Origin of the sequence: Ramlibacter pinisoli (assembly GCF_009758015.1) — a bacterium.
Lineage (GTDB): Bacteria > Pseudomonadota > Gammaproteobacteria > Burkholderiales > Burkholderiaceae_C > Ramlibacter > Ramlibacter pinisoli.
On record NZ_WSEL01000003.1, the window covers coordinates 1,262,369 to 1,286,208 of the forward strand.

General features: G+C 71.3%; 26 protein-coding genes. 16 read left to right on the forward strand and 10 right to left on the reverse strand.

Going from position 1 to position 23,840, the window contains the following annotated elements; translation table 11 throughout:
* Positions 1-70 precede the first annotated feature (70 nt).
* From ttdB to GON04_RS07295, 3 genes are read right to left on the reverse strand one after another with little or no spacing between them, the layout of a single operon-like run.
* Positions 71-679, reverse strand: coding sequence for a L(+)-tartrate dehydratase subunit beta (gene ttdB, locus GON04_RS07285; RefSeq protein WP_181653931.1), 609 nt, complete (start codon positions 677-679; stop codon positions 71-73).
* The gene (ttdA, locus tag GON04_RS07290; protein ID WP_157397264.1) at positions 676-1,593 is read right to left on the reverse strand and encodes a L(+)-tartrate dehydratase subunit alpha; all 918 of its coding nucleotides are present in this window, start codon (positions 1,591-1,593) and stop codon (positions 676-678) included. Before ttdA ends, ttdB begins: the two co-directional genes overlap by 4 nt.
* A 5-nt stretch (positions 1,594-1,598) precedes the next feature.
* Complete coding sequence (locus GON04_RS07295) at positions 1,599-2,570, reverse strand: tripartite tricarboxylate transporter substrate binding protein (RefSeq protein WP_157397265.1); 972 nt, start codon at positions 2,568-2,570, stop codon at positions 1,599-1,601.
* A 120-nt stretch (positions 2,571-2,690) separates the two neighbouring features.
* Between GON04_RS07295 and GON04_RS07300 the strand changes: the two genes are divergently transcribed.
* From GON04_RS07300 to GON04_RS07310, 3 genes are all read left to right on the forward strand, one after another.
* Positions 2,691-3,626, forward strand: coding sequence for a LysR family transcriptional regulator (locus GON04_RS07300; RefSeq protein ID WP_157397266.1), 936 nt, complete (start codon positions 2,691-2,693; stop codon positions 3,624-3,626).
* Positions 3,627-3,769: 143 nt separating this feature from the next.
* Complete coding sequence (locus GON04_RS07305) at positions 3,770-5,197, forward strand: FAD-binding oxidoreductase (protein WP_157397267.1); 1,428 nt, start codon at positions 3,770-3,772, stop codon at positions 5,195-5,197.
* On the forward strand, positions 5,194-5,592 hold the full coding sequence (locus GON04_RS07310; protein WP_338050913.1) for a VOC family protein: 399 nt from the start codon (positions 5,194-5,196) through the stop codon (positions 5,590-5,592). Before GON04_RS07305 ends, GON04_RS07310 begins: the two co-directional genes overlap by 4 nt.
* Here the strand turns inward: GON04_RS07310 and GON04_RS07315 are convergent.
* From GON04_RS07315 to hisC, 4 genes are all read right to left on the reverse strand, one after another.
* Positions 5,589-5,975 (reverse strand): hypothetical protein, encoded by a 387-nt coding sequence (locus GON04_RS07315; protein WP_157397268.1) that lies wholly within the window; start codon positions 5,973-5,975, stop codon positions 5,589-5,591. The genes GON04_RS07310 and GON04_RS07315 overlap by 4 nt on opposite strands.
* Before the next feature lie 237 nt (positions 5,976-6,212).
* A complete protein-coding gene (locus GON04_RS07320; RefSeq protein WP_157397269.1) occupies positions 6,213-6,626 on the reverse strand; it encodes a DUF1801 domain-containing protein in 414 nt (137 codons plus the stop codon).
* A 5-nt stretch (positions 6,627-6,631) separates the two neighbouring features.
* Positions 6,632-7,585: a Bug family tripartite tricarboxylate transporter substrate binding protein gene (locus tag GON04_RS07325; protein WP_157397270.1), complete on the reverse strand. Its 954-nt coding sequence runs from the start codon at positions 7,583-7,585 to the stop codon at positions 6,632-6,634.
* A 34-nt stretch (positions 7,586-7,619) separates the two neighbouring features.
* A complete protein-coding gene (hisC, locus tag GON04_RS07330; protein ID WP_157397271.1) occupies positions 7,620-8,630 on the reverse strand; it encodes a histidinol-phosphate transaminase in 1,011 nt (336 codons plus the stop codon).
* A 106-nt stretch (positions 8,631-8,736) separates the two neighbouring features.
* Here hisC and GON04_RS07335 point away from each other — a divergent pair, with 106 nt between their 5' ends.
* The 4 genes from GON04_RS07335 (at position 8,737) to GON04_RS07350 (ending at position 11,068) form a co-directional block, all read left to right on the forward strand.
* Positions 8,737-9,528, forward strand: coding sequence for an alpha/beta hydrolase (locus GON04_RS07335; RefSeq protein ID WP_157397272.1), 792 nt, complete (start codon positions 8,737-8,739; stop codon positions 9,526-9,528).
* 97 nt (positions 9,529-9,625) lie between these two features.
* Positions 9,626-10,072: an SRPBCC family protein gene (locus GON04_RS07340; protein WP_157397273.1), complete on the forward strand. Its 447-nt coding sequence runs from the start codon at positions 9,626-9,628 to the stop codon at positions 10,070-10,072.
* Positions 10,073-10,099: 27 nt separating this feature from the next.
* Positions 10,100-10,513: a DUF4345 family protein gene (locus GON04_RS07345; RefSeq protein WP_157397274.1), complete on the forward strand. Its 414-nt coding sequence runs from the start codon at positions 10,100-10,102 to the stop codon at positions 10,511-10,513.
* Between the two features lie 60 nt (positions 10,514-10,573).
* A complete protein-coding gene (locus GON04_RS07350) occupies positions 10,574-11,068 on the forward strand; it encodes a DUF2784 domain-containing protein (protein WP_157397275.1) in 495 nt (164 codons plus the stop codon).
* Here the strand turns inward: GON04_RS07350 and GON04_RS07355 are convergent.
* Together GON04_RS07355 and GON04_RS07360 are read right to left on the reverse strand one after the other, a co-directional pair.
* Entirely contained in the window at positions 10,980-12,557 is a 1,578-nt protein-coding gene (locus GON04_RS07355; protein ID WP_338050914.1) for an IclR family transcriptional regulator domain-containing protein, read from the reverse strand. The two genes, GON04_RS07350 and GON04_RS07355, sit on opposite strands and share 89 nt — an antisense overlap.
* 157 nt (positions 12,558-12,714) lie before the next feature.
* Complete coding sequence (locus tag GON04_RS07360) at positions 12,715-13,446, reverse strand: GntR family transcriptional regulator (RefSeq protein WP_157397277.1); 732 nt, start codon at positions 13,444-13,446, stop codon at positions 12,715-12,717.
* A gap of 99 nt (positions 13,447-13,545) precedes the next feature.
* On the opposite strand from GON04_RS07360, the gene GON04_RS07365 reads away from it, so the two are divergent.
* The 8 genes from GON04_RS07365 (at position 13,546) to GON04_RS07400 (ending at position 22,279) form a co-directional block, all read left to right on the forward strand.
* Complete coding sequence (locus GON04_RS07365) at positions 13,546-14,535, forward strand: Bug family tripartite tricarboxylate transporter substrate binding protein (RefSeq protein ID WP_157397278.1); 990 nt, start codon at positions 13,546-13,548, stop codon at positions 14,533-14,535.
* A gap of 264 nt (positions 14,536-14,799) precedes the next feature.
* Entirely contained in the window at positions 14,800-16,545 is a 1,746-nt protein-coding gene (gene araD, locus GON04_RS07370) for an L-arabinonate dehydratase (RefSeq protein WP_157397279.1), read from the forward strand.
* A 12-nt stretch (positions 16,546-16,557) separates the two neighbouring features.
* Complete coding sequence (locus GON04_RS07375; RefSeq protein WP_157397280.1) at positions 16,558-17,541, forward strand: tripartite tricarboxylate transporter substrate binding protein; 984 nt, start codon at positions 16,558-16,560, stop codon at positions 17,539-17,541.
* Positions 17,538-18,485 carry a 2-hydroxyacid dehydrogenase gene (locus tag GON04_RS07380; RefSeq protein ID WP_157397281.1) on the forward strand — a complete coding sequence of 316 codons (948 nt, stop codon included), beginning with the start codon at positions 17,538-17,540 and terminating at the stop codon, positions 18,483-18,485. The genes GON04_RS07375 and GON04_RS07380 overlap by 4 nt, the downstream gene beginning before the upstream one ends.
* 10 nt (positions 18,486-18,495) lie before the next feature.
* Positions 18,496-19,485 carry a Bug family tripartite tricarboxylate transporter substrate binding protein gene (locus GON04_RS07385; protein WP_157397282.1) on the forward strand — a complete coding sequence of 330 codons (990 nt, stop codon included), beginning with the start codon at positions 18,496-18,498 and terminating at the stop codon, positions 19,483-19,485.
* Between the two features lie 33 nt (positions 19,486-19,518).
* Positions 19,519-20,487, forward strand: coding sequence for a Bug family tripartite tricarboxylate transporter substrate binding protein (locus GON04_RS07390; RefSeq protein ID WP_157397283.1), 969 nt, complete (start codon positions 19,519-19,521; stop codon positions 20,485-20,487).
* Entirely contained in the window at positions 20,484-21,527 is a 1,044-nt protein-coding gene (locus GON04_RS07395; protein ID WP_338050915.1) for an Ldh family oxidoreductase, read from the forward strand. The genes GON04_RS07390 and GON04_RS07395 overlap by 4 nt, the downstream gene beginning before the upstream one ends.
* Before the next feature lie 35 nt (positions 21,528-21,562).
* The gene (locus GON04_RS07400) at positions 21,563-22,279 is read left to right on the forward strand and encodes a ribonuclease activity regulator RraA (protein WP_157397284.1); all 717 of its coding nucleotides are present in this window, start codon (positions 21,563-21,565) and stop codon (positions 22,277-22,279) included.
* A gap of 6 nt (positions 22,280-22,285) precedes the next feature.
* Here the strand turns inward: GON04_RS07400 and GON04_RS07405 are convergent, their stop codons facing one another.
* Positions 22,286-23,101 carry a class I SAM-dependent methyltransferase gene (locus tag GON04_RS07405; protein ID WP_157397285.1) on the reverse strand — a complete coding sequence of 272 codons (816 nt, stop codon included), beginning with the start codon at positions 23,099-23,101 and terminating at the stop codon, positions 22,286-22,288.
* Positions 23,102-23,286: 185 nt separating this feature from the next.
* Between GON04_RS07405 and GON04_RS07410 the strand changes: the two genes are divergently transcribed.
* Positions 23,287-23,697 carry a PaaI family thioesterase gene (locus tag GON04_RS07410; RefSeq protein ID WP_157397286.1) on the forward strand — a complete coding sequence of 137 codons (411 nt, stop codon included), beginning with the start codon at positions 23,287-23,289 and terminating at the stop codon, positions 23,695-23,697.
* Positions 23,698-23,840 lie beyond the last annotated feature (143 nt).

Consider the following 23,840-nt stretch of genomic DNA (forward strand, 5'->3'; position numbering starts at 1 on the left):
GCACCGGGCGTGCCAACCTTGAACCCGGGGAAAACCAGCCGGCCGCCGGTTCGCCCCGTGCCTGCGCCCCTTACTTGATGAAGCGCACCTGCTGGTTGATGCGCTCCAGGATCGGCTTCTTCTTCTCGTTGAAGACCGCCTTGTTCTCCTCGATCAGGTTCTTGCCCTTGGTGTCGATGGAGATGATCAGCGGGCCGAAGTCCCTCACCCGGTTGACCCACAGGGTCTCGGGCATGCCCAGGTCCGTCCACTCCGCGGCCTCGATCTTCTCGACCTTGGTGGCGGCCAGCACGGCGCAGCCGCCCGGGAAGATGGCGTGCACCGCCTTGTTCTCGACGCAGCCTTCCTGCGTCTCCGGGCCCATGCCGCCCTTGCCGACGATCAGCTTCACGCCGGTGCGCCGGATGAATTCCTTCTCGAACTTCTCCATGCGCATGCTGGTGGTCGGCCCGATCGAGACCATCTCGTACTCGCCGTCGTCCTTCTGCCGCACGATGGGCCCGGCATGGAAGATGGCGCCGCCCTGCAGGTCGACCGGCAGCTCGCGCCCCAGTTCGATCAGGCGGCGGTGCGCCACGTCGCGGCAGGTCACCAGCGTGCCGGTGAGGTAGACCACGTCGCCGACGTTCAGCGATTCCAGGTCCTCGTCCCTGATGGGGGTGGTGAGCGTCTTCTTCACAGCTTGAATCCGGTGTGGGACAGGACCTCCCAGGTCAGGTCCGCGTTGATCTTGATGCGGCCGCGGCGATGCGCCCAGCAGCCGGTGGACACGGCCACGCCGATGGTGGACGGATGGCGCGCCGACGATTCGATGTTCACGCCCATCACGCTGGCGTTGCCGGTCAGCCCCTGCGGGCCCAGGCCCAGTTCGTTCAGGCCGTCGGCCAGCAGCTCCTCCATGAGCGCCGCGTTCTGGTTGGGATGGCGCGACGTCACCGGCCGCAGGATGGCCTTCTTCGACAGCCGCGCGGCGGTCTCGGCCGACGTCGAGACGCCCACGCCCACCAGCAGCGGCGGGCAGGCGTTGACCCCGCGCGAGGTGATCACGTCGAACACGAACTCCGCCACGCCCTCGTAGCCCTGGCCCGGCATCAGCACCTTGGCCGCGCCCGGCAGGGTGCAGCCGCCGCCGGCCATGTAGACCTCGATGGTCACGCTGTCCTCGTTGGGCACGATCTCCCAGTCCAGCCAGGGGATCTTCGAGCCGGTGTTGGTGCCGGTGTTCTTCTCCACGAAGGTCTCGACCGCGTTGTGCCGCAACGGGCCGTCCTTGGTCGCCCCCTCGGTTGCGCCGACCAGGATCTCCTCGAGCTCGCCCAGCAGGGGGAACCTGGAGCCGGCGGTCAGGAAGTACTGGATGACGCCGGTGTCCTGGCAGCTCGGGCGGTCGAGCTTGTCGGCCGCTTCCTGGTTCTGCCGCATCGATTCGTACACCTCCTTGGCCAGGAAGTTGACCTCCTTCTCGCGCAGCTCACCGAGCTTCTGCGTGACGTCGGTCGGCAGGCGCTTGCCGATGTAGGAGGTGAATTTGGCCATCAGGCGGGTGAGGTCCGCGGCGGCGGCGCCGCGGTCAAGGTTTGCTGCTTGCTGCATGTCGGTTACTCCAGGGTGACCTTGCCGGCCTTGACCAGCGCGGCGAACTTCTCGGTTTCCTCGCGGATCTGGCGGCCCATCTCCTCGGGCTTGTTGCCCACCGGCTCGGCGCCGATGTCCGCCATCTGCTTGCGGAACTCGGGCGACTGGATGATCTTCAGCACCTCGGCGTGGAGCCGGGCCACCACCGGCTTCGGGGCCGAGTTCGGCGCGAGCAGGCCGAACCAGGTGCCGATGGCCACGTTGGGAACGCCGGCCTCCTGCAGCGTGGGAACGTTGGGCAGCGCCGCCGAGCGCTCGGCCGTCGTCACGGCCAGGGCCTTGAGCTTGCCCTCCTTGATGAAGGGCAGCACCGGCGTCACCGTGTCGAAGGACATGTTCACCTGGCCGCCGAGCAGGTCGGTGGTCAGCGGCGCGCTGCCCTTGTACGGGACATGGAGCAGCCGGGCGGCGGTCTCGACCTGGAACTGCGTGCCGATCATGTGCTGGGCCGTTCCGTTGCCGTTGGAGCCGTAGGACAGGCCGTCGGCCTTCGCCCTGGCAGCGGCCACCAGGTCCTTCACGCTCGCGTACGGCGCCTTGGCGCTGACCACCAGCACGTTGGGCACCATCGCGACGGTGGTGATGGGCTGGAAGTCCTTCTCGAAGCTGTAGCTCAGGTTCTTGTAGACGCTGGTCGCCACCGTGTGGTGCACGGCCCCCATCAGCAGCGTGTGGCCGCCGTCGTTCGCCTTGGCGACCAGGGCCGCGCCCAGGGTGGCGCCGGCGCCCGGCTTGTTGTCGACGAGCACCGGCTGGCCAATGGCGGCCGCGAGCTTGGTGGAGATGGCGCGCGCCAGCACGTCGGTCGTGCCGCCGGCCGGGAACGGCACCACGATGGTGACGGGCCTGGCGGGCCAGGCCTGGGCGGAGGCGCCGCCCGGGCCGGCGCACAGGGCGGCGGCGGCGAGGGCGAGCGGGAGGAAGCGGTGGGTCAAGGCGTGTCTCCTTCGGGTCGATGCGTGGGGCCAACTGTAGGAAGCCACGCATTCAAGAAACGGCGCCCAGGGCAAGCCGACGTTTCCCTGGATTCAACAATCCGGCCGGACAATCCGGACATGGCCAGGACCGTCCACCCCGCCGACCTGGGGTTCTTCTCCATGCTCGTGCACTCCGGCAGCCTCACGGCGGCGGCCCGGGAGCTCGGGCTCACCACACCGGCCGTGAGCAAGCGGCTCAGCCAGATCGAAGCGCGCCTGGGCACCGCGCTCGTGACCCGCACCACGCGCCGCATGGGCCTGACGCCCGAGGGCGAGATCTACCTGGAGAACGCGCGCCGCATCCTGGGCGAGATCGAGACGATGGAGCAGCAGCTGCTCGGCCTGACGCAGGAGCCGCAGGGAACGGTGCGGGTGAACGCCACGCTCGGCTTCGGCCGCAGCCACATCGCGCCGCTGCTGTCGCAGTTCGTGCGCAAGCACCCCAAGGTGGAGGTGCAGCTGCAGCTGTCGGTGAACCCGCCAGCGCTGACCGACGACGCCTACGACGTCTGCTTCCGCTTCGGCCACCCGCCCGACTCGCGCGGCATCGCGCGCTTCATCGCGCCCAACCGCCGGGTGCTGGTCGCGTCGCCTGCCTACCTGAAGCGCCACGGCGCACCGGCGACGCCGCGTGATCTCGCCCGGCACAACTGCATCGGCATCCGCCAGGGCGACGAGGCCTACGGCCAGTGGCGCTTCACCTCGCTGCGCGGTGGGCGCGCGGCGGAACAGGCCCAGACCGTGAAGATCCGCGGCAACCTGACGACCAACGACGGCGGCATCGCGGTGAGCTGGGCACTCGAGGGCCACGGCATCCTGCTGCGCGCCGAATGGGACGTGCAGCGCTACCTCGCCAGTGGCCGGCTGGTGCAGGTGCTGCCCGACCACGGCAGCCCGGATGCAGACATTTACGCGGTGTACTCGCAGCAGCACCGGTCGTCGGTGCGGGTGAAGGCTGTCGTCGACTTCGTCGCCGCCGCCTTCGACGAGGACCGGACCCGGCGCGGCCCCTAGCCCCGCGGGCGACAGCCCGGCTGCAGCGTCGCCCCGATGCGGGCACGGCCGGGCAAGCGAGCCGCATTGCAAGAAGCAACAGGGTTGGACAACCCCAGAGGGCCAGCCTAGCCTGAGCTTCCTTCCAACTCAGGAGAGCGGTCATGGCCAAGGTCACCACCAGGTCGGGCGAGCAGGCGCGCGTCACGATCAGCGAGGACGCCCTCACCGCCTTGCGGCAGGCCGTGCGTGGCCGTGTCGCCCTGCCCGGCTCCGAGGACTACGAGCAGGCCCGCACCATCTGGAACGGCATGATCGACCGCCACCCGGCCATCGTGGTGCGGTGTGCCGGCGCCGCCGACGTGCGGCACGCCATCCAGTTCGCGCGCGACAGCGACCTGGCCATCGCGGTGCGCGGCGGCGGCCACAACATCGCCGGCGATGCGGTCGGCGAAGGCGGCCTGCAGATCGACCTGTCGCTGATGAAGTCGGTGCGCATCGATCCGGCCCGGCGCATCGCGCGGGTCGAGCCCGGCGCCACCCTGGGCGACTTCGACCGCGAGGCGCAGGCGTTCGGGCTGGCCACGCCACTGGGCATCAACTCGACCACCGGCGTCGCCGGGCTCACGCTGGGCGGCGGCTTCGGCTGGCTGAGCCGCGCGCTGGGCCTGACGGTCGACAACCTGCTGTCGGCCGATGTCGTCACGGCCGCCGGTGACCTGGTCACCGCCAGCGAGAGCGAGAACACCGACCTGTTCTGGGGCCTGCGCGGCGGTGGCGGCAACTTCGGCGTGGTCACCTCGTTCGAGTTCCAGCTGCACCCGGTCGGCCCCACGGTCCTGGCCGGCCTGGTCATCCACCCGCTCGACGCTGCCAGCGAGGTGCTGCGTTTCAAGCGCGAGTTCGTCACCAAGGTGCCCGACCAGTTCGTCTGCTGGTTCGTGCTGCGGCAGGCGCCGCCGCTGCCGTTCCTGCCGCCCGAGTGGCACGGCAAGGAGATCCTGGCGCTGGCCATCTGCTACCACGGCGACATCGCCGAAGGCGAACGCCTGGCCAAGCCGCTGCGCGAGTTCGGCCACCCGATCGCCGACATCGTGGGGCCGATGCCGTACACCGCCTGGCAGACCGTCCTCGATCCGCTGCTGACGCCCGGTGCGCGCAACTACTGGAAGTCGCACGACTTCGCCACCCTGTCCGACGGGCTGATCGACGTGCTGGTCGAGCATGCGCGCCGCATTCCCGACGGCCAGACCGAGATCGCCTGCGCCCAGCTCGGCGGCGCCGTGAGCCGCGTGCCGCGCAACGCCATGGCCTACAACCACCGTGACGGCCAGTACGTGATGAACGTGCACGGCCGCTGGTCGGACGCGGCCAAGGACGACGCCTGCATCGGCTGGGCACGCGGCCTGTGGCAGGCGGCGGTGCCCTTCTCCACCGGCAGCGTGTACGTCAACTTCCTGACCCAGGAGGAAGCCGGCAACCGGGTGCGCGATGCCTACGGCGAGAACTACGAGCGGCTGGTGGCGCTGAAGAACAAGTACGACCCGAAGAACGTCTTCGGCGTCAACCGCAACATCCTGCCCACCGTGTGACTGCGGCCGCGAACGGGCGCGACGAGCGCCCGGCCACGATCACGGCGATCAGCGCCGTGACGCTGGCCACGCACGACATGGCGCGCTCGGTGCGGTTCTACGAGGCCCTGGGCTTCGTGCTGCGCTACGGCGGCGCCTCCGCCGCGTTCACCAGCTTCAGCGCCGGCAATGCCTGCCTCAATGTCACCACCGAGGGCAGCGAGCGCGACTGGGCGTGGTGGGGCCGGGTGATCTTCTACGTGGCCGATGTCGACGCGCAGTACCGGCAGGCCCTGGCCGCAGGCCTGCAGCCGCAGGCGCCGCCGCGCGACGCCAGCTGGGGCGAGCGCTACTTCCACCTGACCGATCCCGACGGCCACGAGCTGAGTTTCGCCCGGCCGCTGGAGCGGCCCTAGGCGTCGTGGATGCTGGAGTCGCGGTCGCGCACCAGGAACACCATCACGCTGGCGGAGCCGTGGCCGGAACGGCCGCAGCCCGGGGCCGGCGTGGCCGCCGCGAGTGGTGCAGGCGGCCGCGCGTGCAGGTCGGCGGGCGCATGGGCCGCGAGGCGCGCGGCCTGGGGGGCGCTGGGACGGGCCGGATGCCACCAGCCCAGGGGCGTGCGGAACAGGGCGAAAGCGCGGGAAAGGCTGGGGCCCGCGCTGCGCATGGCCGATGCGAACTCGATGCGGGTGCGCATGCCGGCCCGCAGGTCCCGCAGGTCGCGCCATCGCGACGTCGCGGACGCGAGTCTGAGTGCCAGCTCACTTCTGCCGTCGGTCGATTCCTGCTGCGACATGGGAACATCTCCTACCTGCTGAGATTGCATTCCATGCCTCGGCCGGAGACCTGTCAATCCCCAGAACACAGGAGGGCGCGCCATGGCGACGGCTTGCGCGGCGCTGCAACAACTCCACAGATTCTGTGGATAACACCCCTGCCCCCCGACCGGCCACCAGGCCGGCGCGCAAGGCTCCATGCGCCTTCGCAACGCATTGCCTAAAAAACGTGCAGCCGCCGGCCGACTTGCGAAGCGTCATTTCGACCGCCTGGTTCTTGCCTTCGTGCCGATGGCATTGAGCGCCACCGCCGCCCGCACCAGGGAGCGAAACGCGTCGGCGTCGACGTCCTGGCCCTCGCCGATGTCGAGCGCGCGCCGGGTGTTGCCATCGAGGCTGGCGTTGAACAGGCCGGTCGGGTCGTCCAGCGCCGCGCCCTTGGCGAAGGTCAGTTTCACCTTGGCCTTGTAGGTCTCGCCGGTGCACAGGATGCCGTCGTGCGACCAGACCGGGATGCCCCACTTCCACTCCTCCACCACGTCGGGGGCGGCTTCGTGGATGAGCGCGCGCATGCGGCCCAGGGTGTCGCCGCGCCAGTCGCCGAGTTCGGCGATGCGCTGGTCGATCAGTTCCGAGGGCGGGCGGCCGTCGGTCGGTCCCGAGCGATTCATGCGCGCTACTCCGGCTTGAATCCCGATGCCTTGATCGGCGCTTCCCACTTCTTCAGGTGGGCAGCCTGCATTGCCGCCAGCTCCGCGCCCGGTGCGTAGCTGGGCACCAGCCCGAAGCCGACGATCCTCTCCTGCACGTCCGGCAGGCGCAGCGCATCGGCCACCGCCTTCTCCAGCCGCGCCAGCGCGTCGGGCGCCAGGCCGGGCGGACCGTACAGGCCGAAGAAGGCGTCGGCCGTCACCGGAATGCCCGATTCGCGCAGGGTCGGCACGTCGGGCAGCGCCTTGTTGCGCTGCTCGCCGGTCACGGCCAGGATGCGCACCTTGCCGGCCTTGTGGTGCTCGATGGTTTCCGAGGCGGTGTCCACCATCATCGGCACCTGGCCGCCGATCAGGTCCTGCGCGGCCGGCGCGCCGCCGCGGTAGGCCACGTGCAGCAGCGGCACGCCCGAGGCCTGCGAGATCAGCAGGCCGGCGAAGTGCGGCACGGTGCCGGCGCCCGAGGTGCCGTAGTTCGCCTTGCCGGGGTTGGCCTTCATCCAGGCCAGCACCGCCTTCAGGTCGCCGGCCGGCGCGGCCGGCCCCACCGTCACGGCGAAATCGAACGTGCACACCCGCGCGACCGGCGTGAAGTCCCTGACCGGGTCGTAGCCGAGGTTCTGGTACAGCCACGGCTGGATGACGAGTGCGCCGCTGGGCGACAGCACCAGGGTCTGGCCGTCGGGCGCGGCCTTCTTCGCCTCGCCCAGCGCGATGCGGCCGGCTGCCCCGGGCTTGTTGTCGACGATGACGTTCTGCCCCAGCGACGCACGCATCCGGTCGGCCAGGAGGCGCGCGATGACGTCGGCCGAGCCGCCGGGCGGGAAGCCCACCAGGATGCGCACGGTGCGCTCCTGCGCGCGGGCGAACGGCACTGCGAGCGTGGCGGCGGCCAGCGTGGTGAAGTGGCGGCGGTGCATGGGCGGTCTCTCCTTGTCGCGGTCGTGGACGGTCTCAGGTGGTTGCGGCGGCGGCGCTGGACTGGAACGCACGCACCGCGTCGAGCACCCGCGTGTTCTGTTCCGGCAGGCCGACCGTGATGCGCAGCCAGCGCGGCAGGCCATAGGCGTCGAGCGTGGCCACCGCGATGCCTTGCGCCAGCAGCGCGCGGTGCAGGCCGGCGGCATCGCCCGCCTCCACCATCACGAAGTTGCCGGCCGAGGGCAGGCAGCGCAGCCCCAGCGCCTGCAGGCCCTGCCCCAGTTGCTCGCGCCCCGCGAGGTTGAGGGCATGGCTGCGCGCCTGGAAGGCGTCGTCGGCCAGGGCGGCGGCCGCGGCCGCCAGTGCCGGCCCGGTGAGGTTGAAGCGCGGGCGCACCGGCTCGAAGCGGGCGGCCAGGGCCGGCTGCGCGATGCCGTAGCCCACCCGCAGCCCGGCCAGCCCATAGGCCTTGGAGAAGGTGCGGGCGACCACCAGGTTGGGCAGCTGCCGCACCCAGCCGACGGCGTCGTAGCGCTGCGCCGGCGTGAGGTACTCGGTGTAGGCCTCGTCGAGCAGCACCGTCACCTGCGCCGGCACCGCACGCAGGAACGCCTGCAGTTCGTCGCCGGCCAGGAAGGTGCCGGTGGGATTGTTCGGGTTGGCGATGAACACCAGCCGCGTGCCGGCGTCGATGGCCTGCGCCATGGCGGCCAGGTCGTGGCCGAAGTCGCGCGCCGGCACCACCGTGTGCACGGCGTGGGCCAGGCGGGCGGCCTGCCCGTAGACGAGGAAGCCGTACTGCGAGGAGACGATGCCTTCGCCCGGCCGCACCAGGGCCTGGGCGGCCATGGTGAGGATCTCGCACGAGCCGCTGCCCAGCACGATGCCCTCGGGTGCCACGCCGAGCCGGGCGGACAGGGCGGCCTTGAGCTGCACGCCGCTGCCGTCGGGATAGCGGCCCGCGTCCGCCAGCGCCTGCTGCGCCGCCGTCTGCGCGCCGTGCGGCATGCCGAGCGGGTTCTCGTTGGCGGCCAGGTGCAGCATGGACGGCATGCTAGCCGCGGGGCCCCGGCCGGGGATCAGGGGCGACCCTGTACGGTCCGGCTCAGGACAGTTCCCTTCTTGCATGCATCGTGCCAGCATGCCGGGCATGCGACGCCTCCAGCACTGCCTTGCCGCCCTCCTCTTTCTCGTGTGCAGCGCCGCCCTGGCGCAGGACCCGGCCCGGGTGGTGGACATCCCGACGCGGCCCGGCGTCACCCAGCGGCTGCTGGTGCTCGCGCCCGCAGCGCCGACCAAGGCCGCGGTCATCCTGCTCCCGGGCGGCCAGGGCGGGCTGCAGATCTTCCCGAACGGGTCGATGAACCGGGGCGACGGCAACTTCCTGGTCCGCTCGCGCCAGCACTTCGCCGCGCAGGGCCTGTTCGTGGTGGTCGCCGATGCGCCGTCCGACCGGCAGTCGCCGCCCTACCTCGCGGGTTTCCGCCAGACGCCCGAGCACGCCGCCGACCTGAAGGCCGTGATCGCGTGGACGCGCGAGACCGCGAAGGTGCCCGTGTGGCTGGTGGGCACCAGCCGCGGCACGCAATCGGCCGGCTACCTGGCCACCGAGGTGAGCGGCCCCGAGGGCCCCGACGGCCTCGTGTTCACCTCGACCATCCTCACCGACCCGCGCGGCCGCGCCGTCCCGGCCATGCCGCTGGAGCGCATCCGCATCCCGGTGCTGGTGGTGCACCACGAACAGGACGGCTGTTCGCTCTGCCCCTATCCGCTGGCGGCCACGCTGGTGGACAAGCTGGTCCATGCACCGCGCAAGCAGCTGCTGTCGATCAGCGGCGGCAGCTCGCGCGGGGACCCCTGCGAGGCCTTCGCGTACCACGGCTTCAACGGCATGGAAGCGGAGGTCGTGAACCGGGTGGCGGCCTGGATGGCCGGCAACTGATCGGGTTTACCCTGATCCCAAGCCGTCGAATCGGAGCATCCTCGCTCGTCATGGGAATGCCAGCAGTTCCCTCCCACCCACCACGAAAGGCGCCCCCATGCCCACCGGAACCGTCCGACTCCACCGCGTCCTGCGCGCACCCGCCGAGCGCGTCTACAAGGCCTTCCTCGACCCCGCGGCCATGGCCAAGTGGCTGCCGCCCTACGGCTACACCTGCACCGTCGAGCACATGGACCCCAAGGTGGGCGGCAGCTTCCGGATGAAGTTCAGCCACTTCAAGAGCGGCAACGGCCACGCCTTCGGCGGCCGCTACCTCGACCTGGTGCCGGGGCAGCGCATCCAGTACACCGACACCTTCGACGACCCCAACATGCCGGGCGAGATGACGACCACCGTCACGCTCAAGACCGTGTCCTGCGGCACCGACCTGGACGTGGTACAGGAAGGCATCCCGGCCATGATCCCGGTCGAGATGTGCTACCTCGGCTGGCAGGAATCGCTGCTGCAGCTGGCCACCCTGGTCGAGCCCGACCTGCCCGGCTGACCTTTCCCGGCCCCACAGGAGAACGCCATGCCCACGCCCTCGCCGATGCCCGCCAGCCAGCGGGTGGTCCAGGTCTGCCTGTTCCTCGTCGCCGCCATCGCGCTGGTCGGCGGCACGGTGCAGATGGTGCTCGGGCAACCGGACACCACGCCGCGGCTGGACAACGTGCACCGCTTCATGGCCGGCGTCTATTTCTCCACCGGCGTCATCAGTGCCTGGGCCGCCGCCACCATCCGGCAACAGGGCACGCTGGTGTACCTGCTGGCGCTGGGCGTGCTGTGCGCTGGCCTGGGCCGGCTGCTCTCGATCAGCCAGGTCGGCCTGCCGGAGCCGGCCGCCGTGTGGCTCGGCTACCTGGTGCCCGAGCTGCTGCTGCCCTTCGTCATCGCGATCGCGCACACGGCCACCGGCCGCCGCGCGGCGCCGGCGCTGGCGGCCTGAGGCCGCGGCCGGCCGGTCGCGCCGCCGTCGCACCGACACCACCCTCGCGGGGCGATCGCCATGCCCTTCGCCTGGCCCTACCAGCTGCTGGCGGACGCGGTGCTGGTCGCGCACCTCGCCGTGGTGCTGTTCGTCGTCGCCGGCCTGGTCCTGGTCGTGCTCGGCAACCGGCGCCACTGGCCGTGGGTGAATGCACCCGCGTTCCGGCTCGCCCACCTGGCCACCATCGCCGTGGTGGTCGCCGAGGCCTGGCTGGGGCTGGTGTGCCCGCTCACCACGCTGGAGGCGTGGCTGCGGTCGCGGGCCGGTGCGCCCGTCGACGACAGCCGCGTCCTGGAGCACTGGCTGCAGGCCCTGCTGTTCTGGGACGGACCACCCTGGGTCTTCACGGCCGGCTACACGCTGTTCGGCCTGGCCGTCGTGGCCAGCTGGTGGCGTTGGCCGCCGCGCCGGCGGCGCGCCGACCCTAGCCCTGCAGCGACACCGCCAGCAGCCGGCCCGACGAGGGCGCGGTCGCCAGCACGTCCAGCGCCACCGGCTGGCGGGCAGTGGTGACGAACAGGCCCGCGCCCACGACCGCGACGTCGGTGGGATGCGGCACCGGCAGCCCGACGATGCGGTCGAGCTCGCCATCGGGCGCGAGGCGCACCACGCTCCAGCCCTCGCGCAGCGCCGTCCACGCACCGCCCTCGGCGTCGACGGCGAGCCCGCTCACGCGGCCCGACCCCGCGGGCAAGACGGCCTGCCGGCGCACCCGAGCCGACCCGGGCAGCAGGCGCAGCAGGCTGCCGCTGGCCGGCACGGTGGCAACGAGCTCGTCCGCGCCGGGGTGGCAGGCCAGGGCCTGCACCGGCTCGTCCAGGTGCCACTGCGCGCTGAACGCCCCGCCGGGCTGCACCTGGCCGACCACGCAGCCGTTCGCCCCCGCCGCGAACGCCGCCCACAGCCCGCCACCGTTGCCGCCGCACACCGCCAGCAGGCGGCCGGGCGGCCAGGTGGTGAGCGGGGCCGACTCGCCGTCGGGCGTGACGCGCAGCACGCCGGCCTCGTGCGCCAGCAGCAACTCGTCGCCGTGCACCACCAGGCCGGTGATGGGCGCTTCCACGCGCGCCAGCTCGTGGTCATGGCCGCCGTCGAAGACGCGCAGCGCCGGTGCCAGCGTGTCGCACCAGTAGAGCCGCCGCGAGTCCGGGCACCAGCGCGGGAAGGCGCCATGGAACGCCCACGGGCCCTCCATCGCCTGCACCGCCGGGTCGCCGACCACTGGTGCGCCGGCCCGCAGCCGGGCGCCGGTGCGCCGCGCCGACTGGGCCACCTCGGGCCCGAGCAGCTCGGCGCGTTCGCGCGTGAGGCGCCAGGCGGGCCCGGCGACGCTGAGGGCGCCGCGCACCGCGCCCTGCGCATCGACGACCGCCGCGCCGACGCAGCGCACGCCGGCAACGCTTTCCTCCTCGTCGATCGACCAGCCGCGCGCGGCCGTGATCCGCAGCTCGGCCTGCAGGCGGTGGCGATGGGTGAGGGTGTGCGGCGTCAGCGGCTTGAGCGCCAGGTCCCTGACCAGCGCGTCGCGAGCCTCGGCGGGCAGGGCCGCCAGGATGGCCTTGCCCTGGCTGGTGCAGTACAGGGGCTTGCGCGGGCCCAGCGCCGCCGAGTGGTCGCCGTGGGCGCTGTCGCAGTGCCCGAGGGACACCACGTCCAGCCCATCGAGTGTCGCGACGTCGACCGTCTCGCCGGTCAGGTCGCGCAGGCCGCGCAGCTCGCCGGCGGCAGCGGCCACCAGGTCGGGCGACGCATGGGCCTGGCGCGCCAGCTCCAGGCAGCGCAGGCCCAGGCAGTACACCTTGCGCAGCGGGTCGCGCCGCAGCAGGCCGCGCGCGACCAGGGTGGCCAGCAGCCGGTAGGTGGTGGTGCGTGGCAGCGCCAGCCGCTCGGTGATCTCGCCCTGGCTGAGCCCGCCGGGCGCGCTGCCCACCGCGTCAAGCACGTCGAGCGCCTTCTCGAGCGCGCCGGTTCCCTCGCCGGTGCTGTTGGCGTTGCGGGTCACGGGGTTGGTCCCAGCATCTGGAAGTCCTGAGAGGGCAGGCCGGCCGCGCGGCGGGAGGGCGGCACCGACGGCGCACCATAGCCGATCCCCACCCGCTGAGACACCAGGGAGCGCGTCCACCATCCCGCGCCGCCGGCCGCTGCCCCGCGGCCTGCGCTCACTCGTCGAAGTACTCCGGATGCTCGGCGTAGATCGCGTCCACGTACGTCAGCGGCGACTGGATGTGGGCCCGCATCAGGTCGGCCGCGCGCTTGCCCTTGCCGGCCACGATGGCGTCGACGATCTCGCGGTGGTGGTCGATCGCGATGCGGTTGCTGCCCACCGAGGGGATGGCCAGGTGGCGGATGCGGTTCATGCCGGTGCGCGCCAGCCGCAGCGGCGCCCATGCATGGGGATGGCCCGCGATCGCCAGGATGGCGCGGTGGAACTCCTCGTCGGTGGCCAGGTGGGTGCCGTAGTCCTTGCGGGCCGAGGCACGCGCCTGGCGCTGCACGATCTCGATGAGCTGCTTGCGCTGCGCCAGCGGCGCCGCCGCGGCCAGCTCCGCGGCTTTGCATTCGATCGCCTCGCGCACGAAGATGGCGTCGGCGATGCGGGCGCGGTCGAGACGGGCGACGAAGGTGCCGCGCTGCGGCACCACCTCCAGCAGCCCCTCGTGCACCAGGCGGCGGAACGCCTCGCGCACCGGTGCCCGGCTCACCTGCAGTTGCTGCGACACGGCCTGCTCCGACAGCGCCATGCCCGGCAGGAAGGTGCAATCGAGCACCGCCTGGCGGATGGCCGTGTAGGCCTCGCGCCCCATCGCGCCGCGCGCGGGCAGCTCGGCCGAGTCGGGCGCAGGCGCGGGCGCTGCGGCCAGGTCGGGAATGTGCGGTCGGGTTCGGGCCATGCGATGCGTGCTGCCGGTTGGGACACTTTCCGTTGAAACCCTGATGGCAGCGACGGGCGACGCTGCTAGGATACTAGTATGTTAGCAAAGGAGACACCGATGTCCAGCTCTTCTTCCAGGCGTCACTGGCTGCGGCACGCCGCAGCCGCCGCCCTGGCCTGTGTCCTTCCGCTGGCGGCCCATGCGCAGGCCGACTACCCGAACAAGCCGATCAAGATGATCGTGGCGTTCCCGGCCGGCGGCACCAGCGACGTGATGGGCCGCATGGTGGCCGACGAACTGGGCAAGCGGCTCGGGCAGCCGGTGCTGGTGGAGAACATCGGCGGCGCCGGTGGCGTGATCGGCATGGACCGCGCGCTGAAGATGCCGGCCGACGGCTACACCCTCATCCAGACCGGCGTGGGCCAGAACGCGGTGGCGCATGGCATCAACGCCAAGGTGCCGTACGACACCGACAAGGACTTCATCCACCTGACCCAGGTGCACTCCGGCCCCAACGTGCTGGTGGTGCATCCGTCGACGCCGTTCAAGACCTTCAAGGACCTGATCGACTACGCCAAGGCCAACCCCGGCAAGCTGAGCTACGGCTACACGCCGGCCGCCTCCGGCCACATGGCGATGGAACTGCTCAAGCAGACCGCGAAGATCTTCATGGTGGGCATCCCCTACCGCGGCGGCGGTCCCATGATGACCGACATCCTCGGCGGCACCATCCCGCTGATGTTCATCAACCAGGACGTCGCGCTGCAGCACATCAAGGCCGGCAAGCTGCGCCCGCTGGCCGTCAGCAGTGCCGAGCGCAACCCGCTGTACCCGGACGTGCCCACCATCGGCGAGTCGGGCTACCCCAACTTCACCGCCCTCTCGTGGTCGGGCATGTCGGTTGCCAAGGGCACGCCCAAGCCCATCGCCGACAAGCTCGAAGCCGCCCTGGTCGCCGTGATGCAGTCGCCCCAGATCAGGCAGCGCATGGAGTCGCAGGGCTTCGTGGTGCCGCCCCAGGGCTCGCAGGCGTACACGAAGTTCGTGCACGAGGAGCACGACCGCTGGGTGAAGGTGATCAAGACGGCGGGAATCAAGGAGGAGTGATGCGGCTGCGCCGCGCCCTCCTGCGGCTGCCCGCCGCCCCGGCGCAGGCCGGGACCCACGAACGCCATGCGCCTCTAAGCCGTCCCATGAGCCTTTCCCTCGTCATGGCGGGCTCGACCCGCGATCCATCTCCCGCGTCTGGTCGTGCCCGATCCGCGCTCCGGAGCCGGATGCCGGGTCGAGCCCGGCATGACGGCAGCTGAAGTCCTGCCCCGTCTCGCCTCGTCTCCTCCCGTTCCTTCCCGTCGTCTCCGCACCGACCCCATGACCCGCAAGACCTACGACCAACTCCGTTCCGCGCGCTGGTTCGCGCCCGACGACCTGCGCTCGTTCGGCCATCGCTCGCGCGCCCTGCAGATCGGCTACGACCATGCCGACTGGCAGGGCAAACCGGTGATCGCCATCCTCAACACCTGGAGCGACATCAGCACCTGCCACTCGCACTTCAAGCAGCGCGTCGAGGAGGTCAAGCGCGGCGTGCTGCAGGCCGGCGGCTTTCCCATCGAACTGCCCGCCATCTCGCTGTCGGAGAGCTTCGTCAAGCCGACCACCATGCTGTACCGCAACCTGCTGGCCATCGAGGCCGAGGAACTGCTGCGCAGCCATCCGATGGATGGCGCCGTGCTGATGGGGGGCTGCGACAAGACCACGCCCGGCCTGCTGATGGGCGCCCTGAGCATGGGCATTCCGTGCATCTACCTGCCGGCGGGCCCGATGCTGCGCGGCAACTGGAAGGGCAACGTGCTGGGCTCCGGCTCCGACAGCTGGAAGTACTGGGACGAACGGCGCGCCGGCAAGATCACCGAGACCCAGTGGATGGAGATCGAAGGCAGCATCGCGCGCAGCGCCGGCACCTGCATGACCATGGGCACGGCAGCCACGATGATGGGCATCACCGAGGCGCTGGGCCTCACCCTGCCCGGCGCCAGCAGCATCCCGGCGGTCGACGCCAACCACCAGCGCATGGCCACCCAGTGCGGCCGCCGCATCGTCGAGATGGTCTGGGACGACCTGACGCCGTCCAGGGTGCTCACGCGCAGGAACTTCGAGAACGCCATCACGGTGGCGATGGCCGAAGGCTGCTCCACCAACGCCATCATCCACCTCGTGGCCATGTCGCGCCGCGCCGGCGGCGACTGCGCGGTGTCGCTGGACGACTTCGACGCCTTCTCGCGCAAGGTGCCGGTCATCGCCAACATCCGCCCCAGCGGCGACACCTACCTGATGGAGGACTTCTACTACGCCGGCGGCATGCGCGGGCTGATGAAGACGCTGGCCGACGGCGGCCTGCTGCACCTGGACACCATGACCGTCAGCGGCCAGACCCTGGGCCAGACCCTGGAAGGCGCCGAGGTCTACAACGCCGACGTCATCCGCCCGCTGTCCAACCCGATCTACCAGGAAGGCGCGCTGGCGGTGCTGCGCGGCAACCTCGCGCCGGACGGCTGCGTCATCAAGCCCAGCGCCGTCGCTCCCCACCTGCTCCAGCACAGCGGGCCGGCGCTGGTGTTCGACGACTACCCCGCGCTGAAGGCGGCCATCGACGACCCCGACCTGGATGTCACCCCGGACCATGTCCTCATCCTGCGCAACGCCGGCCCGCAGGGCGGCCCCGGCATGCCCGAGTGGGGCATGGTGCCCATCCCCACCAAGCTGGTGAAGCAGGGCGTGCGCGACATGCTGCGCATCAGCGACGCGCGCATGAGCGGCACCAGCTACGGCGCCTGCGTGCTGCACGTCTCGCCCGAGTCGTACGTCGGCGGCCCGCTGGCGCTGGTGCGCACCGGCGACATCGTCACGGTCGACGTGCCGGCGCGCACCATCCACATGGACGTGAGCGACGCCGAACTGGCCCGGCGCAAGGCCGCCTGGACGCCGCCGCCCAGGCGCTTCGAGCGCGGCTACGGCTACATGTTCAGCCAGCACATCCTCCAGGCCCACGAGGGCTGCGACTTCGACTACCTCGAAACCGGCTTCGGTCCCGCCATCGGCGAGCCGGCCATCTACTGAGACCGCCACCGCATGCAGAACCGACGCCACGCACTGCGGCAGGTCGCCGCCGCCTCCCTCGCACTGGCCCTGGCCGGTGGCGCGCTCGCGCAGGCCCCGGCCTTCCCGAGCAAACCCATGACCATCGTGGTGCCGGCCTCGCCCGGCGGCGCCATCGACCTGCTGGCCCGCCTGATCGGCCAGAAGATGACCGAGGCCTGGGGCCAACCGGTCACGGTGGACAACAAGGCCGGCGCCACCGGCATCATCGGCACCGAGTTCGTCGCCAAGGCCGCGCCCGACGGCCACGTGCTCGCGCTGGTGGCCAGCAGCCATGCGATCAACCCCAGCATGGTGAAGAAGCTCCCCTACGACACGCTCAAGAGCTTCGAACCCGTGGCGCACACCCACATCGTGCCGCTGGTGCTGGTGGTGTCGAACACCGTGCCCGCCAGGTCCGTGAAGGAACTCATCGCCTACGGCAAGGCCAACCCCGGCAAGCTGTCGTTCGCCTCCAGCGGACCCGGCGGCGCGCCCCACATGAGCGGCGAGCTGTTCAAGAGCATGGCCGGCCTGGACATGGTGCACATCCCCTACAAGGGCAGCACCGTCGCCCATCCCGACCTGATCAGCGGGCGCACCTCGCTGATGTTCGACACCGTCGCCGCGATCAACGTCCAGATCAAGGCCGGCACCGTGCGCCCGCTGGGCGTCACCACACTGCAGCGCAGCTCGGTGCTGCCGGCCGTGCCGACCATCGCCGAGTCCGGCCTGCCCGGCTACGACACCAGCACCTGGGGCGCCCTGCTCGCGCCCGCGGGCACGCCCAAGGCGGTGGTCGCCCGGCTCAATGCCGAGGTCACGCGCATCCTCGCGCTGCCGGACGTCAAGCAGAAGCTGCAGGACGCCGGCATCGAGCCGGGCCACGGCACGCCCGAGCAGGTCAGCGCCTTCCTCGAGAAGGAGATGGTCAAGTGGGCCAAGGTGGCCCGAGACGCAGGAATCCAACCCGAATGAAACACGTCATCCTCCAGAACGGCCCCCTGTCCCCCTGGCTCGAAGAGCAGCTCGCCGCCCGCTACGAGGTGCTGCCGCTGCACAAGCAGGCCGATCCGCAGGCGTTCCTGCGCGAGCAGGGCGCGCGCATCGAGGGCATGGCCACGTCGGGCAAGGCCGGCGCGAAGGCCGCGCTGCTGGACGCGCTGCCCAACCTGCGCGTGATCTCCAGCTTCGGTGTCGGCTACGACGCCATCGACATCGACAAGGTGCGCGCGCGCGGCATCCCGGTGGGCTACACGCCCGACGTGCTGAACGACTGCGTGGCCGACACCGCGTTCGCGCTGCTGATGGACGTGGCGCGCGGCACCAGCGCCAGCGACCGCTTCGTGCGCCGCGGCGACTGGCTCAAGGGCAATTTCCCGCTCACCACCCGCGTGAGCGGCAAGCGGCTGGGCATCGTCGGCCTGGGCCGCATCGGCCGCGTGATCGCGCGCCGCGCCGCCGGCTTCGACATGGAGATCCGCTACCACAACCGGCGCCCCGTCGAGGGCTCGGGCTACGCCTACGAGCCCACCCTCGCCGGGCTGGCCGCCTGGTGCGATTTCCTGGTGATCATCGCCGCCGGGGGCGCCGGCACCCGCCACCTGGTCGATGCGCAGGTGCTGCGCGCGCTCGGCCCCCAGGGCTTCCTGGTGAACGTGGCGCGCGGCTCCGTCGTCGACGAACGGGCGCTCGTGAAGGCGCTGCAGGAGCGCACCATCGCCGGCGCCGGCCTGGACGTGTTCGACGACGAACCCAACGTGCCGCCGGCGCTGTTCACGCTCGACAACGTGGTGCTGCTGCCGCACGTGGCGAGCGCCACGAACGAGACCCGGCGCGCGATGGGCGAGCTCACGCTGTCCAACCTCGACGCCTTCTTCGCCACCGGCCAGGTGCCGGTCGCCATCCCCCATCCCGCCTGAGGAGACACCGATGCCAACCACCTCCCCGGCGCGCCGCGCCGCCCTGCGCGCCTGCGCCATGGCCGCCCTGGCGCTCGCCTCCGGCGCCGCGTCCGCCCAGGCCTGGCCCAGCAAGCCGGTCACCATCGTCGTGCCCTTCGCCCCGGGCGGCGGCACCGACATCGGCACCCGCGTGGTGGCGCAGAAGCTCTCGCAGCTGTGGGGCCAGTCGGTCGTGGTCGACAACCGCGGCGGCGCCGGCGGCAACGTCGGCCTGGACATCGTCGCGCGTGCCAAGCCCGACGGCTACACGCTGATGACCGGCAACGTCGGCACCCAGTCGATCAACCCCACGCTGTACAAGAAGCTCAGCTACAACCCCGACACCGCCTTCACGCCGATCGCGCAGTTCGCCGAACTGCCGTTCGTGCTGGCCGCCACCACCTCGCTGCCGGCGAAGAATGCGCGCGAGCTTGTGGCGCTGGCCAAGGCGCAGCCCGACAAGGTGAGCTACGCCAGCTCCGGCAGCGGCGGCTCGCCGCACCTGTCGGGCGAGACCTTCAAGATCGCCACCGGCACCAAGATCCTGCACGTGCCGTACAAGGGCGGCGGCGCCGCCATGACCGACCTCATCGCCGGCAACGTGCAGCTGATGTTCGCCTCGGTGCTCGAGCTGTCGGGCCACATCAAGGCCGGCAAGCTCAAGGCGCTGGCCATCGCCGGCAAGCAGCGCGTGGCCGCCCTGCCCGACGTGCCGACGTTGGAGGAAAGCGGCGTCACGGGCGCCGAATCGGGCTCCTGGCTGGGCCTGCTGGCCCCCGCCGGCACGCCGCAGGCGGTGGTCGACAAGGTGGCGCAGGACGTCAGGCAGGTGCTGGCCATGCCCGACGTGCAGCAGCAGCTGCAGGCCCAGGGCGCGGTGGCGCGCTTCGGCACGGCGGCCGAGTTCAATGCCCTCATCGCCAGCGATCGCAAGCGCTACGCGCGCATCATCACCGAGAACAACCTGTCGGCCGACTGAGGCCGGCGCCACGAGAGACCCAGGAGACATCCCATGACCGCTACCCGCCGCCATTTCCTCCAGGTGAGCGCCGCCGCCGCCGTGAGCCTGCCCGCGTTCGCCGCCACCTGGCCGAGCCAGCCGCTGAAGATCGTGATCCCGTTCGCGGCCGGCGGCACCTCGGACGTTATCGCGCGCATCATCTCCAAGCCGCTGTCCGACGCGCTCGGCCAGCCGGTGGTGATCGAGAACCGCACCGGCGCCTCCGGCAACCTGGGCGCCGGCGTGGTGGCCAACGCCACCGACGCCCACACCATGCTGCTGTCCGACCTGGGCGCACTGGCCGTGAGCCCGCTGGTCACCAAGGACCTGCCGTTCAAGATCGAGCAGCTGCAGGGCGTGACCATGCTGGCCTACTCGCCCCACCTGCTGGTGGTGCACCCCTCGGTGCCCGCCAACAACGTGAAGGAGCTGGCCGCCTGGTCGCAGACCAACAAGCTCAATGCCGCCTCCTCGGGCAGCGGCACGCCCAACCACCTGGGCATCGTCGACATCGCGCTGACCACCGGCATGAAGTGGCAGCACGTGCCCTACCGCGGCGGCGCGGCGGCCATCAACGACACCATGGCCGGCACCACCCAGATGCTGCTGAACGGCATGGTGGCCACCTACCCGCTGGTGCAGTCGGGCAAGCTGAAGATGATCGGCGTGTCCAAGCGCACCCGCATGGCCGTCATCGGCAACGTGCCCACGCTGGCCGAACAGGGCGTCACCGGCTTCGAGTCGGGCACCTACCAGGGCGTCGTGGTCTCGGCATCGATGCCCAGGCCGGCGGTCGAGGCGCTGTCGGCGGCGCTGGTGAAAGTGATCCGCACGCCGGAGATCCGCGCCCGCCTGACCGAGCTGGGCGCCGAGGTGATGACCTCGTCGCCGGCCGAGACGACGCAGTGGCTGGGCAGCGAGCGCAAGCGCTGGGCCGGCGTGATCGAGCGCGCCGGCAAGACCATCGAAGGCAACGCGTGAGCCAGACCCTCGCGGCGCTCCAGGCCTTCGGCACGGCGCTGTACGTCGCGGCCGGCATGGACGCCGACAAGGCCACGGCCGTGGCGCGCCTGCAGGTGCTCACCGACGCCATGGGCCGGCGCACGCACGGCCTGGCGATGGCGCCGCTGTACCTGGCCGAACTGGCCAAGGGCGGCATGCAGGGGCGCGGCCAGCCCGAGGTGGTGACCGACAACGGCCTGTGCGCCGTCTGGGATGGCGGCTACCTGCCCGGCCTGTGGCTGGTCGAACAGGCCATCGAGGCCGCCCTGCCGCGCGCCGCGCAATCGGGCCTCGCCGCCGTGGCCATCCGCCGCAGCCACCACATCGGCTGCCTGGCGGCGCTGGTCAAGCAGGCGGCCGACCGCGGCTTCGTGGCGCAGATCGCCAACTCCGACCCGGCCGGCCAGCGGGTGGCACCCTATGGCGGCACCGAGGCGCTGTTCACGCCCAACCCGTTCGCGATCGGCTATCCGGGCGACGACCACCCGGTGCTGGTGGACATCTGCGCCTCCATCACCACCACCTCCATGACGCGCCAGAAGCACGCGGCCGGCGAACAGTTCGAGCACCCCTGGCTGCTCGACGCCGACGGCGTGCCCACGCGCGACCCCGCCGTGCTGGAGCACGCCAGCCCGCGCGGTTCACTGCAGCTGATGGGCGGGCAGGAATACGGCCACAAGGGCTTCGGCCTGGCGCTGATGATCGAGGCGCTGTCGCAGGGCCTGTCGGGCCACGGCCGCAAGGACGCCCCCAGGCGCTGGGGCGGCAACGTCTTCCTGCTCGTCATCGACCCGGCCCGCTTCGCCGGCCGCGACGCCTTCGCCGACCAGATGGACCACCTGGCCGACCGCTGCCGGGCCAACCGCCCCATCGACGCGCGCAAGCCGGTGCGCCTGCCCGGCGATGCCGCGGCCGCCGGCATCGCGCAGGCGCAGCGCGAGGGCATCGCCTACGACGCTCCCACCTGGTCGGCCCTGGCCGGCTGGGCCGACCAGCTGCGGGTGGCACTGCCCGCCTGACCCCTTTTCGTTCCTTTCCTTCTCCGGACCCGACCATGGCACTCAACCCGACCACCAAGGCCCAGCTGATGGGCGTGAGCACGGCCACGCTGTGCACCGCCCTGTTCAAGCGCGGGCTGCGCAACCAGTTCATCCAGGACGTGCACCCGCTGAACGCCAACCTGCCGAACATGGTGGGCGAGGCCTTCACGCTGCGCTACATCCCGGCGCGCGAGGACCTGAACCCGATCACGGTGTTCCTCGACCGCAACCACCCGCAGCGGCAGGCCGTCGAGCAATGCCCCGAAGGCGCGGTGATGGTCATCGACAGCCGCAAGAACGCGCGCGCCGCCTCGGCCGGCTCCATCCTGGTCACGCGGCTGATGGTGCGCGGCTGTGCCGGCGTGGTGACCGACGGGGGCTTTCGCGACTCGCCCGAGATCGGCGCCATGACCTTCCCCTCCTACCACCACCGCCCGAGCGCACCGACCAACCTGACGATGCACCAGGCGCTGGACATCAACGTGCCCATCGGCTGCGGCGACGTGGCCGTGTTCCCGGGCGACGTGGTGGTGGGCGACCGCGAGGGAGTGGTGGTCATCCCCGCCCACCTGGCCGACGAGGTCGCGGCCGAAGCCCACGAGATGACCGCGTTCGAGGACTTCGTGAGCGAAGAGGTGCTCAAGGGCCGCAGCATCCTGGGCCTGTACCCGGCCACCGACCCGCGCACCAAGGACGACTTCGCCGCCTGGCGCCGCGCCAAGGGACGCTGAAGCGCCTCAGGCGACCTGCACGGTGACCCGCAGGTAGTTGGCCGGAATCTCGGTCGACTGCGGGTTGCCGCTGCGGTTCTGGGCGGCGAACAGCGCCTCGAGCTCCTCGCGCAGCCGCCCCTCGCGGCCCTCCCTCGCAGCGGCCTCGAACGCGTTCATGGTCGGGCCGTAGAAGCGGCGGAACAGGTCGACGAAGGCCTCCGGCGAACCGGGGAAGCGGAAGGTGAACGTGTCGGCCTGGCAAGCCACCGCATCGGCCGGCACGCCCGCGGCGCCGAATCGTTCGAGCACGTGGTCCTGCACGCCCCAGGTCATCGGGCTCACGAATCCCTGCGGCGGCGGCGGCGAATAGGCCGAACTGATCTTGAGGATCTGCGCCACCAGCGTCGGGTCGTTCGGGATCCAGTTGCCCATCACGATGGCCCCACCCGGCCGGGTGACGCGCACCATCTCGCGCGCCACGTCGGCGGGCCGCGGCGCGAACATGGCGCCGAAGACCGAGACCACGCGGTCGAAGCTGCCGTTCTCGATGCCCTCGAGATTGCTGGCATCGCCCTCGACGAAGCGGATGTTGGCCAGCCCGGCAGCACGCGCGCGGTCGTTGCCGGCACGCACCAGGTTCTCGGCGATGTCGACGCCCAGCACGTCGGCGCCGAGCTGGGCCGCCGGCAATGCGGTGGTGCCGTCGCCGCAGCCGAGGTCCATGACCCGCATGCCGGGCCGCAGGCCCAGCGTGGCGACCAGCGCTTCGCCACTGGCGCGCATGCTGTCGGCGATGCGCGTGAAGTCGCCCTTTTCCCACAAGGCCTTGTTCGGATTCATCCCATTGCTCCCGGTTGGACGGGTTGGCCGCAAGCCCCGGCCCTGGCCCGCCGCGCAGGCTACGCCCGGCTCCGCAGGAAGTCCATCGATGGGTTGCCTTCCCGTTGCCCGGCAGGGGCACCGCCCAGCCCGGCCGCACCGTGCCACCATCGCGGGACCTTCCGATCCCGAGGCAAGGACAGCCCATGACCGATCTCACGCAGCTGCAGCAGGTGCTGCAACCCCTCTTCCCCGGCCTGATGGGCGTGCGCCTGCTCGAGGCGACGCCCGAGCGCGTGGTGGCCGAGATGGTGGTGCGGCCCGACCTGTGCACGGCCGGCGGCATCCTGCACGGCGGCGCCGTGATGGCGTTCGCCGACACGCTGGGCGCCGTGGGCACCATCGTCAACCTGCCGCCCGGCAAGTCGACCACCACCACCGACTCCAGCACCAAGTTCATGGCCGGCGCCATGGCCGGCACCACGGTCCGCGGCGAATCGGTGGCGCTGCACCGCGGGCGCACCACCCACGTCTGGCAGACGTCGATCACCAACGACGCCGGGCGGCTCTGCGCGCAGGTGACGCAGACGCAGCTGGTGATGGACGCCCGCGGCTGAGCCTGCGCGGGCTCGCCTCGACACCTCGTCATGCCGGGCTCGACCCGGCATCCAGCTCCGGAACAAGGCCGCACCGGAACCACGATCGGGCGATGGATTGCGGGTCACGCCCGCAATGACGGCGAGGAAGCGGGGATCGCGCC